This window comes from Nostoc sp. 'Peltigera membranacea cyanobiont' 232, from assembly GCF_002245985.1.
Classification (GTDB): Bacteria; Cyanobacteriota; Cyanobacteriia; order Cyanobacteriales; family Nostocaceae; genus Nostoc.
The window spans coordinates 1-10,992 of record NZ_NOLK01000215.1 but is presented as its reverse complement, the minus strand read 5'-3'; the positions used below and the strand labels follow the sequence as shown (position 1 = coordinate 10,992).

Sequence of the window (10,992 nt, the reverse complement as noted above, 5' to 3'; positions counted from 1 at the left end):
GGCATCGCAGTACTGATCTACCACGGTGATCGTGGAGGTAGCCGTTCTTGAACCCAATTAAATACCCTTGCTAAGTTAAACTCTTAGTAACTAATTATACTCTCATGAGAGTAATAAAAGAGCGTTAGTGAAGATTAAGGCATTTACCAAGGCTTTTTTGACAATAATCGCTCATTCAGTAAGTTGCTTTTATCTTCATTGAGCGAGCGCAAAACTTGTTGCGCCATAATTATTACCTTGAAATAAAGTTTTAGCACGGTGATGCCTAACCGCCCAATTCAAATTATAGAAGGATTTAATCATGATACAAGATGATGAAATACTTGACATTGTAGACGAAAGCGATTGCGTTGTTGGACAGAAGAAACGTTTGGAAATATATCGTCAAGGACTATGCAATTTTAGAGTTGTCAATGCTTTTGTTGTTAATTCATTAGGTCAACTGTGGATACCTCGGCGTTCTGCACACAAAACTATTTTTCCGCTTTGTCTTGATGTCAGCATGGGGGGGTCATGTTGAAACTGGAGAAACCTATGAAGATGCTTTACAACGTGAACTCAAAGAAGAGTTGAACTTAGAGTTAAACATGGTTAATGTTCGACTCTTGGGATATTTAATACCATATCAATATCAAGTATCTGCTTTTATGAAGGTTTATGAAATAAAATTAGATTGGAACCCAGAGTATAATAAAAGTGATTTTATTGAGAGTTTTTGGTTATCCCCTGATAATTTAATAGAATGGTTGGATAGCGGTGAACCTGCAAAAAGTGACTTGCTTAAACTTGTGCAAATATTTTATCAAAAATAGGTAGAGTTCTTTATAAGATATTTGGGAGATATAGATAATTAAATTACGCTCATTCAACCAAAGAATTGTTCATACTTGCTGTTATAGAAAATCACTTTTTTAGTCTAAATGAGGGCATACCTTGATCTCTCACTAATCTTTGGAATAAGCATCCTCAAACTCCAGTATCACGGCGCAACGCTCATCAATTGTTTTCTGATTTTGTAGAGGCACAGATTATTTGACTGTAATCTGTAGCTCTGGTCAAATAGTTCGTCGCTCTACAGCCATACTGACAATAGGTTTAATTTTAATTAAACTGCAAAACATTCTTCAAAAAATGGATAAAACTTGTTAGCTAACAACTCAAACTTTTCTCCAATACAATCAGGGCGAACTATTTTATAACCTCTGCCATTGTACCAATCAGGATTCATCGCTGGAGAATAACATAGATAAGCCGTGCCATCTTTGTAGTACCCAGATATAGTTAAGATATTTATTTTAGGTAAATAATTTACTTGAAAATTTCCGACAGCACGGTTTCCACTTTTAAAAGTAATAGCTAAATTAGTATCAAAAATGTTTTGAGAGTCTTTATTTAATGATTTTAAATACATCTGTGGTACAACTAAAGCTGCATGAACCTTACCGATTTTTCGAGCCGATAACTGAAACTCAGTGTTGCTAAAAACTTGTCCAGCAATCTTAGTAATCTCTGTTTGAAAATCTATTTGTACCGTGTAAAAGAGTTGTTCTAAATCTATATTGAGCATTACTTTATCTGGGAATATTCAACCGTTGTCAATAAATATTATGAGATTTTTAGTATCTAAAATCTTTGCGAGAATTAGATTCTAATCTAAAAAGATTATTTGAGCTTATGTTTGCTCATTTAGGAGATTGAAGTTCACTTTCAGAAATAGAATTTTAAAAAGTGAAAGGTTTTCTTTAAAGTTTATTGGTTTACTACCTGAAGGAACGCTTTCTCACGCCATCCACTCAGTCCACTGCGGCGCATCTGTCACCAGTTGAGCAAATTTGTCATCTTTAGATTCTCAAACTCCAGCATCACGCCGCAACACTCACCACTCTTGCCCAAAGTATTGCCCATCTCTTCTTTTGAGCGATGGCGCTGTTTCGCCCGCCTTCTTGCGATCGCCAGCCGCAAGCAGAGGCTAAAAATGCTTTTAAAAATCTCTTAGACTGAATCCAGATAATAGAGTGCCAAGTTTTTTCATACTCTTTGGCACAACTAACAGCAATTCCTAATTCAAATCTTGCTGCTTCGAGTAGGGAGTGATTGCTTGGGATATGATTCAAAGTAGATGATAAACAACAATATGTCGCGTTCACTATTTTTCAGGAAATAAGTTTAACCTCCGTTGAGCAATCGGAGGTTATAGTTGAGTAACTTTTATGCAATTTTACGCGGACTGCCTGGCTTGCGCTTGCCTGAAGAATTTACATCAGCCTTTTTAGTTTTCGGTGACTTGTTGGCAGCATTGTTAGCTTTGTTTGAACGAGTAGTACGTTTTGGTTGTGGTGAAATTTCTTTAACTGGAGGCAGTAATCTTAATGTAGGGAATGAGAGGATAACCGCTTCATTACTTTTACAATGAACAACTTCATTCTCTAATGTCCAAGGATCTGGTAATTTCTCAAAAGTCCGAGCTTGTGTTGTGATCGTTTCTGATACTGATGGAATTGTAGAAGCAGCTATATTTCCATTGCTAACTAAAACCATATTACTAGCGTAATCAGCCGATACAAATAGTCCATTAATGAACTGGAACATAACGAGAGTAACGAATGCCCAAAAGATAACTACGATTGCCAAGGTGAGTAGAGATTGCATATCCATGATTATTTCTCAACTAAGTATTTGGAATTTTCAATTGATTTATGCAAAGCGTTCTTAAGCCTTGTTCAAATGTGAAGCGAATTTGAACATATCCTCTCTTCAAGAGAGGACTTCATTCTAAAATTAGCGTAGCGTCTCTTTAATTTAACTCAGTTAAACTTCTTCATTATTTTTAAGGTTATTTATAAAATAAAGCAGTTTTTAGTATTTACCTATTTGAAGACTTCAAGTATTATAGTTATAAACTTTGTTTGATAAAGATAAACATTGGGTTAAGTATATAGTTAAGATTTAAGTTGTTAGCTAATTGTTGAACTAAAAGATTTTATTCAAACTAAAAATATGCCCAACCCAACTACCGACTTAGTGCGCTCCTACCTCAAAGAAATCGGACGCTACCCTCTGCTAACTCCTGAGCAAGAAATTACAAATGCTAGGCTTGTGCAGCAGATGATGGCGATTGAGCAGCAACGGCAAGCGATCGCACTTCAAATAAACCGAGAACCAACTGCAAGAGAATTAGCTACCTCACTTGGGCAAAGCGAAGCTGAAGTGGAGTTAATTCTTCATCAAGGGGAACGAGCAAAGCAAAAAATGGTGACTGCTAACCTACGGCTGGTGGTGGCGATCGCTAAAAAGTACCAGAACCGAAACTTAGAATTTCTTGATCTGATCCAGGAAGGTACACTCGGTTTATACCGTGGCGTTGAAAAGTTTGATCCAAACAAGGGCTATAAACTTTCAACTTATGCCTATTGGTGGGTTACTCAATCAATCACACGTGCGATTGCAGAACAATCACGAACTATTCGTTTGCCGATTCATATCAACGAAAAACTGAATAAAATCAAGAAAATACAACGGGAATTATCCCAGGGCAAACGCATCTAAATTACTCTTGATCACAACGAAGGTTAAGAACCAACGAAAAAATAAGGATTTCGCGTTTGATTATTTTTTAAGCCCCAAAGCGATCGCCTAATTTTTTCGCAATAAACAAAAGTTAATGACATTATCTTTAACTCTATTGAGAATAGACTTTACTTATTGACATGATGCGGCCGCCCTGGGAATTATCCCAGTCGTTGGGTCGAAAACCAACTGTAGTAGAAATTGCTGAAGAATTAAAGGTTAAACCAGAGCAGGTTCGAGAATATATTCAAGCAGACCGAAAGTTAGTTTCGCTAGAAATGCGCGTTGGGAATGAACAAGAAACAGAATTAAGCGAACTTTTAGCTGACGAAAAGATTTCCCCTTTGGAAGAATTAAATTCTTCACTGATGCGCCAGAATATTAAAGAGTTGCTAGCGTCCTTAGCTCCAATACAACGAGAAGTACTAACTCTACGTTTCGGGCTAGAAAATGACCATCAACTGAGCCTAACTCAAATTGGAGAACGCCTTAACTTAAGCCGAGAAAGAATTCGCCAGCTTGAACATAAAGCACTCTCTATTCTTCGCCGTCAAAAAAGTGATATTTTGGAGTATCTTAATTAATTAAAATGATTTCCACTTCTACTATCATCGCGGACGTAAAGGTAATATTTACCCAGGGCAATTATCCTTGTTTTAATCATGAAGATGATGCTCTGGCTATACTATTAGTCAGAAACAAGAAACTATATTTATAAATAGCAATTCATAAAACTAATCAATGCCCAGCAAAACTATTGAAGTCCGAGAGTACACCGTCAGAGCGCACAAGCGGGAAATTCACACTCGCGTTTTCAACTTCGTATGTAAGCAGTGCGAACAACCCACACAACGAGAAACTTTTGGTGTGCGACCTCTATATTGTGAGAAATGTCGTCCGCCTCAACCTCCCAAGAAATCAGTAGTCCCTCTCAAGAAGAGAAAACCCAGAGCTATGAATTACTTGAGTGGTAAAGACATAGCCGGATGATTTGTTGTCTCAAGGATGAATGAAGCAGTGCGCTCATTCGCCCAACCTAACTCAAACTGGTAAAAAGTAACTCTAATGAATTGAGATTAAATATATTTTCTTCTCCGATTTATCTGTGGGATTAAGAAAACTTCCCAGATTAAGATTAATTGGTAAGCAATTTCAACACAATTCTCAAATCATACACTGGCTTGCAAGTAGTAATACAATCAGGGGCGTGAGTTCGCCCTGGAACGAGTATGACCAATACCAACCCTCAAACCGAATATGATTCGCCGTGGAAACAGATACTACAACTGTATTTTGAAGACTTCATGCTGTTTTTCTTTCCGCAAGCATATAGGGAAATAGATTGGACTCGACAGCCTGAGTTCTTGGACAAAGAATTAGAGCAGGTAGTGCGTGATGCCGAACTAGGGAAAAGACTTGCAGATAAGCTGGTAAAAATATACCGCATTGGTGGCGAAGAATCCTGGATACTGATACATTTAGAAATCCAATCCCAGTCGGAATCTGATTTTAGCGAAAGGATGTTTATCTACAACTACCGCATCTACGATAGATATAAGCGGTCAGTAGCATCCTTGGCGGTTCTAGGTGATGAGCAGGTAAACTGGCGACCAAATCAGTTTGGTTACGAGTTGTTTGGCACTAAAGTTGAGTTTCAGTTTCCAATTGTCAAATTGTTAGACTATCAACAACGTCAGTCTGAGCTAGAAGCCAGCCGTAACCCTTTGGCGACTGTGGTGATGGCACATTTAGCAGCAGTACAAACTCTTAGCGACAGGTTACAACGTAAGCAGCAGAAACTAAGTTTAGTGCGGAGACTGTACCAGCACGGGTTTGAACGTGAGGATGTTCTAAACTTGTTGGCTTTTGTAGACTGGGTATTGACACTCCCTCAAGATTTAGAGCGAGAATTTCAGCATGAAGTAGAACAATTGGAGGCAGAGCAACGTATGCAGTATGTTACTTCTTTTGAACGTAGTGGTATTGAAAAAGGTAAGCTTGAAGCTTTGTTAAAAGGTATAGCCTTGGGATTAAAGCTCAAATTTGGAGAAACTGGTCAAAATTTATTACCTGAAATCGAATCTATCCAAGATGTAAATCTGCTAGAAGCCATCTTGTCAGGGATAGATACGGCTAGTACTGTTTCACAATTGCGTCAAATTTACCAGTCGTCCACAACAGACACTCAGCAATGAGATTGGGCATCGCCTAATTTCCCCATCCCCGAATCAACAAGCCCAAGACGAATTTAACTAAAATAAAGTATGCCCAAGACTTGGAACATCAAAATAGATAACTACTTTCAAGCTAACCCAAACTGCATCATCGCCACCGCCCATGTAGACTCATTCCCCACAGACCTACCCCTAGAACCGAATATCCGCGAACCGAACCGCAAAAGCGCGACCTACAGACAAGTCTTCGACTCTCTGACCACCGAACCTGCAAAATTCTTCTCCCGCCACAGTGGAATCGTTCTGTCAGCGAATATTGCTAAACCTGTCAAGAACAAAACTGAACTGGAGCTAGAAGTCTTAGAAGCTAACGAGGGTGGCAGCGACGGCATTATCAACGGAGGGCACACAGTTTTAGCTTTTGAGCAAGCGAAAAATTACAAATATGACCTAACCGAAGCCAGAGTAAAAGTTACCATCCACATCGGACTCTCGGAAGACGAGGCTAAGGATATAGCCCTGGCCTCCAACACGACAACGCCAGTAGATTCTCGCTCCAAAGTCAACGCTAGGGGTGATTACAAATTCATCAAGCAGTACCTAGCCCAGTTAGAAAGAGCAGAAGATAGGAAATTCCGCATCGCCTATTACCAAAACCAAAGCGGCGCTCCCAGAAACGCTCAGTGCAATGTCACCCATTTGCTGAAGCTCCTTTACTGCCTCGATAGAAATAAATACAACCCCGACGGCAATAAACGAACCAAACACCCAGCAGGGATGAGTCTTCCCTCTAACATCACAGACGTAGAAAGGGAAAGATTAACCGCTTTACTGCCTGTACTCTCTCAAGCTTTGTGGATAGAGCAAAGATTGTACGAAACAATTCAAGACCATATCAGCAGCCCCAGAAGAAAGGGTGCCAACGATTTAGCCTCAATTGATATACGTAAAACTACGTTGTTGCCTGACAGCAAGTATTCATTCGGGTTTGGTGCGCCAACTGACCTCGCATTACCGATAATTGCATCATATCGGGTATTTTTGGATAAAGACTATAAATGGATTCTGCCGTTTAACGAATTTGCCGAAGATTTCCTGCAACACCTGTGGAATAACTATTTCCGCAAATACTTAGTGTCAGAGAAAACAGCAGGCAATACAGTCGGCACAAAAATTAGCCGCAATCAAGAGATTTGGGAAAGTTTGTATATTTCGGCGCAGAGTTATCTAAATCAGCACTTGATGAAAATGGTTAACTCCAGTAAGCAAGAAGAAGAATCGAAGGTGACACAAGGTACAAACAAGAGGGCAAAAGGTAAAAATGATGGTGCAACTACTGTTCTCAGATAGCTTTTTATCGTTCGATTGACTCACTGTAAACTTCGTCGTAAAGCCTTCGGCATAGCTACGCTTAGGGCGCAGCCTAAGAAGAGAAGTTGCGCTCACGGCGAAGCCTTTCCCCCTTGCCCCAAACCTCCTTTATAAGAGCGCATCGACTTTCCAGGTAAGAGATAATAGCACAAGCTTTTTATTTAGAGATTTTGGTCTAACCAAGTTTCTAAATCAGTGAGGGATGAAAAATCTAAAAAGGCTTCTCGTAAAGTCTCCAATTGGTCAGTAGATAAACCTCGAATTCGCTCAATTACTGAAGAGTCAATCTCACCAAAGCGATGATTTAGTTGACGTATAATTAAACGTTGTTCTCCTTCCAGTACAGCTTGTTCTCTATCTTGCTGATAAAGTGGTGCTAATCGCATAATCAACTCCCTATCATCTGATTCTTCAATTTGAGACATTACCAAGTTCTGCTGTAAATTGTACAGTAATTCTAGTGTGGCTTTCCGAAACGGGTGATTAGATGATAGCGCTTCTAATTCATCAATAGCCTGCCTTTGTACTTTCCCTCGACCGAGAATTCTTAGCCACAAAGTTTCTTGAGTACGTGGCAGTTGATGAATTACAACGATAGCTGTTCGCAAATACTCCCCCATTAAGTATACTCCAGACACCCAATTAGATGCTTGAATTGCACTAAAACCTGAAAGTATTCTCACAGATACAGTTGGAGAAAGTATCCACAATTTCGGAATTTCTAATTCTTTAATAGAGATTTTATTGCGATTAGCTTCGCGTTGTAAAGCACCTCTTACTTCCAATAATTTCAGCAAACAATCACAGATTTCCTCTTCAGATGCAGGATTGCGAAATGGTGAGCCAGCGCAGTCTTGGGGGTTTCCCCCATGAGCGACTGGCGAACCCGTAAGGGTTCAAAAATAGCAGGTGTAGCTGTAAATTTTCCCAGAATTCCTAGCATCTCTAAATTATTAGCTTGTTGGGTAGGAGAAAATAAAACATCAATTTATCTAATCTCACCAGCTACACGGCTAGAAGCTTTTACTTCCCCATAAGGTTTTAGTAACTCTTCCAAATAGTCTTTAGCAAATTGGTCGTGAATAAATCGAGTCATTTAAATTACTATGAAAGTTATTTATTCTAATTAATATTTTATCTCTTTTAAGAGCAGCTTTTAACAATGCAAGCGCTCCAATTTTACATTTTTCCCTATTTAATACTGAAAATGTCAACAATACCTATTCTACAAGCTTGTCAGCTAAAAAAGGCTTTTTTTAGGCTGATTAAATTAGCATTAATGTTATATCTTTGGGTAGTGGATAATGATTTACTCCGTATTAGTTTGCTTAAGCTCCGGCGATTGTTGCCAGAGCTAGAAGATTTATTTTAGCTTCTGATAGTCTTGAAAAAAACGATTCAAATCATTTAAAAATTGACAAAACAAACTTTTGTTTTCATAAGTGCCAGTAGCATTCTCCCAAGAATCGCAAATCCTTGGGTTAGTAAAAGGCAAAATCAAAATAAATAGAGCCGAAATTAAGGGGACAATTAATATAAGGTTTCGGGCATCAGTGATTAAATTACCAACTTCGCTCAGAATAGGTAACTCGTATTGATGACGATGTGTAATTAGGGTATCTTTGGTTTTCTGAGGTTGAGTTTTTCGCTCCTTTTCTAAATTGAAATTTGGCTGGATATCTATCTCAAGAACGTTCTTCCTGACTACTTCAATTGCCGTCACTAAATCACCTATAGGTTGTCCATTTCTGGCACGAGTGATAAGTATTGCTTCAAGAATTATTAATCTTGATTTAGAAGTTAACAGTATAGGCATCTGTTGATTAGCTTCATTGATGAAATCCTGTTGTTCTTTGAGAAGCTTACTAGTTTGCATATTATGTAGCCACTGTTTTTGAACTAGTAGTTCGCGTTCTGATAATTTAAAGCTTTGAGAGAGACTGTTAATAAAGTTAACAACACTTGTCGTTAATTTTTCTAAAGGGCTTGAGGCTTTTGAGGGGGAGTTGCTTTGATTGTTGTTTTGCATAGGTTTACCGAGTTTAGTTATGGTTGCTATTCCAGCCATCGAATTTGTACTTAATTGGAGAATCCTTAAGTAATCTTTCGATTCCCAAACGGATTAAATCTGGTGGAACTCCGTCCAATTTCAATTCTTTTTGAATAAACTCATCAATTGAGTTAGCTGTAGTTTTTTCTAAAAGTGCCAACATCTGTTGAGCTTGAGTTTTTGGTGTGTCAATTGGTGAATCGGCGTGAGAAGCTCGATGTTCACTTGGTGTCGAGTCAATAAACTGTTTGGTATCCCGGTCATAACCAGAGAAATTCTTTAACAGAGGCATTGGTATCCATTCATTGATGCCACCGTAATACACTGCTCTACCGACTGGTGATTGTGCGGCAATCTCCATGACTTGGGTTGAAGTAATCTTGCGATCGCTGGGGATGAGTTGAGTGGCAATCATGGCATTGTAAGCTGGGACGTTATCAGGATGAACTAACGCCACTGAAGTTAACTGCGATCGCAGTCCGCCAGAAATGCCCAAGTCATCTGTGTGAGGGTTCTGCACAACAATCCAGAAATGCCAACCGGAACTATCACCGCAAGAACAGTAAGAGATGATTTTGTCTTTGAGCCAGTTAATTTCACCTTTGGTATTTTTAAATTTGGAACAGACAGCCGTACCTTCATCTAAAATAATCAGCTTGGAGCCAGAGATATTTTGAAATTCGGTAAAGCATTCTTTGACCCATTTAACGGCTTCGACCGGGGACATTTCTAGGATTTTAGCCCGTTTAAAAGTATCAACACGACCTTTGAAATAACCGGTTTCTTTTTCGTCACCTTTGGGGTCAATATAAAAGATGTGTATGCCAGGATGCAGTCGCTTGATAGCGTCGATTGCATTGCTAATGGTGATACCCTTGCCAGAACCAGGGACACCAACCCACAGCATATTGGTAACTTTCTTAGCAATATGCCCAATTAGCTCATACTGCACTTGGGGTTTAGTGGTGTAGATGGAGATATCGGTATTGACTGGAGGGGAAGAAGCACTTTGCATGGGAGCAGAAGGTCTGGGAGAAATTTCCCCTGCGCTCTGCCCCGTTTCCTCTACAAACCTTGCTCCCACATCAGGAATCGGTAATTGAGCAAATCGAGCTTGTGGGATACCAAGATTTTGCGGTTGTATCGCCTCTTGAATAACTGTTACTTGTTGGTAGTTAACTCGCGGGTCAATTGTCACTTGCGCTAAATGCCCAGACAATTGCTCACGGGTGGGAAACTGCCCACGTAGCTGAATAAACCAATCAAGTAACCAACGGTAAGCGTAAAATCTTTTTCCTGGCTCAACGGCGCTCAAGTATTCACACACTACATGAGATGATTGCTTGAGCATGGCAAATTCATACTTAGACATTGGCTCCAGATGCAGCATCAAGTCAGCCAGTTCATTTTTCAGGGCAAAGTATTCGTCCCTGGCAGCACTATCACCCATTGCCGAAAGGAAACTGAAGAAGTCGCCACGGATAAAGGGAATCGGTGCAAATTGATGAGTATCGTTTAAGTCCTGAACAATTGACCATAAATAACCAACACCAGCTACGACTGCACCGATGGGAGCAAGAGGAGAGGTAGTATAACAAACTGCGCCAGTAAGAGCGGTGGTCAGTGTGATGAACTTCGCCAGATTCATACCGTTACGTTCGTCCCTGGCGCGAACTAACAACTGATCCTGTCGTTCCTGTAACGAATGGCACTAAGAAAAGCTCTAAGCTATGCGGAATAGGCACTACAGATTTTAAAGCTATTGAACAGTGAAGGTTCAGGGATGGGATAGGCAATTGTCCTTGATGTAATACTGCGATCGCCATTGAG

At 39.6% G+C, this 10,992-nt stretch carries 10 protein-coding genes and 2 pseudogenes; 6 read left to right on the top strand and 6 right to left on the bottom strand.

All coding sequences use genetic code 11. The features are described 5' to 3' along the window. Positions 1-494: 494 nt before the first annotated feature. On the top strand, positions 495-812 hold the full coding sequence (locus tag CDG79_RS44475; RefSeq protein WP_223278564.1) for an NUDIX domain-containing protein: 318 nt from the start codon (positions 495-497) through the stop codon (positions 810-812). Positions 813-1,105: 293 nt separating this feature from the next. Here the strand turns inward: CDG79_RS44475 and CDG79_RS36435 are convergent, their stop codons facing one another. The 3 genes from CDG79_RS36435 to CDG79_RS36425 all read right to left on the bottom strand — a co-directional run bounded on the left by CDG79_RS36435 (position 1,106) and on the right by CDG79_RS36425 (position 2,655). Then, positions 1,106-1,567 (bottom strand): hypothetical protein, encoded by a 462-nt coding sequence (locus CDG79_RS36435; RefSeq protein WP_094346438.1) that lies wholly within the window; start codon positions 1,565-1,567, stop codon positions 1,106-1,108. Between the two features lie 295 nt (positions 1,568-1,862). Then, positions 1,863-2,114: a hypothetical protein gene (locus CDG79_RS36430; protein ID WP_143855691.1), complete on the bottom strand. Its 252-nt coding sequence runs from the start codon at positions 2,112-2,114 to the stop codon at positions 1,863-1,865. 94 nt (positions 2,115-2,208) lie between these two features. Further along, positions 2,209-2,655 (bottom strand): hypothetical protein, encoded by a 447-nt coding sequence (locus tag CDG79_RS36425; protein WP_094346436.1) that lies wholly within the window; start codon positions 2,653-2,655, stop codon positions 2,209-2,211. Between the two features lie 342 nt (positions 2,656-2,997). On the opposite strand from CDG79_RS36425, the pseudogene CDG79_RS36420 reads away from it, so the two are divergent. The 5 genes and pseudogenes from CDG79_RS36420 to CDG79_RS36400 form a co-directional block, all read left to right on the top strand. After that, positions 2,998-3,531 (top strand): annotated as a pseudogene (locus CDG79_RS36420) (sigma-70 family RNA polymerase sigma factor); the annotation flags it as partial. Between the two features lie 176 nt (positions 3,532-3,707). After that, entirely contained in the window at positions 3,708-4,151 is a 444-nt protein-coding gene (locus CDG79_RS36415) for a sigma-70 domain-containing protein (RefSeq protein WP_094346434.1), read from the top strand. A 157-nt stretch (positions 4,152-4,308) separates the two neighbouring features. After that, positions 4,309-4,557 (top strand): hypothetical protein, encoded by a 249-nt coding sequence (locus CDG79_RS36410; protein ID WP_094346433.1) that lies wholly within the window; start codon positions 4,309-4,311, stop codon positions 4,555-4,557. Between the two features lie 239 nt (positions 4,558-4,796). After that, positions 4,797-5,762 (top strand): cytosolic protein, encoded by a 966-nt coding sequence (locus CDG79_RS36405; RefSeq protein WP_094346432.1) that lies wholly within the window; start codon positions 4,797-4,799, stop codon positions 5,760-5,762. A 69-nt stretch (positions 5,763-5,831) separates the two neighbouring features. After that, entirely contained in the window at positions 5,832-7,091 is a 1,260-nt protein-coding gene (locus tag CDG79_RS36400; protein ID WP_094346431.1) for an AIPR family protein, read from the top strand. Between the two features lie 182 nt (positions 7,092-7,273). Here CDG79_RS36400 and CDG79_RS36395 read toward each other — a convergent pair. The 3 genes and pseudogenes from CDG79_RS36395 to CDG79_RS36380 all read right to left on the bottom strand — a co-directional run bounded on the left by CDG79_RS36395 (position 7,274) and on the right by CDG79_RS36380 (position 10,810). After that, positions 7,274-8,208: pseudogene (locus tag CDG79_RS36395) on the bottom strand (DUF4351 domain-containing protein). Between the two features lie 267 nt (positions 8,209-8,475). Beyond that, positions 8,476-9,141, bottom strand: a complete 666-nt coding sequence (locus CDG79_RS36385) for a hypothetical protein (RefSeq protein WP_143855690.1) — start codon at positions 9,139-9,141, stop codon at positions 8,476-8,478. A gap of 13 nt (positions 9,142-9,154) precedes the next feature. After that, positions 9,155-10,810, bottom strand: coding sequence for a hypothetical protein (locus CDG79_RS36380; protein WP_223278563.1), 1,656 nt, complete (start codon positions 10,808-10,810; stop codon positions 9,155-9,157). Positions 10,811-10,992: the final 182 nt, after the last annotated feature.

Excerpts from the sequence above, each read along its gene's own strand:
- CDG79_RS44475 (WP_223278564.1), top strand. The coding sequence starts at position 495 with ATGTCAGCATGGGGGGGTCATGTTGAAACTGGAGAAACCTATGAAGAT.
- CDG79_RS36435 (WP_094346438.1), bottom strand. The coding sequence starts at position 1,567 with ATGCTCAATATAGATTTAGAACAACTCTTTTACACGGTACAAATAGAT.
- CDG79_RS36425 (WP_094346436.1), bottom strand. The coding sequence starts at position 2,655 with ATGGATATGCAATCTCTACTCACCTTGGCAATCGTAGTTATCTTTTGG.
- CDG79_RS36415 (WP_094346434.1), top strand. The coding sequence starts at position 3,708 with ATGATGCGGCCGCCCTGGGAATTATCCCAGTCGTTGGGTCGAAAACCA.
- CDG79_RS36410 (WP_094346433.1), top strand. The coding sequence starts at position 4,309 with ATGCCCAGCAAAACTATTGAAGTCCGAGAGTACACCGTCAGAGCGCAC.
- CDG79_RS36405 (WP_094346432.1), top strand. The coding sequence starts at position 4,797 with ATGACCAATACCAACCCTCAAACCGAATATGATTCGCCGTGGAAACAG.
- CDG79_RS36400 (WP_094346431.1), top strand. The coding sequence starts at position 5,832 with ATGCCCAAGACTTGGAACATCAAAATAGATAACTACTTTCAAGCTAAC.
- CDG79_RS36385 (WP_143855690.1), bottom strand. The coding sequence starts at position 9,141 with ATGCAAAACAACAATCAAAGCAACTCCCCCTCAAAAGCCTCAAGCCCT.
- CDG79_RS36380 (WP_223278563.1), bottom strand. The coding sequence starts at position 10,810 with ATGAATCTGGCGAAGTTCATCACACTGACCACCGCTCTTACTGGCGCA.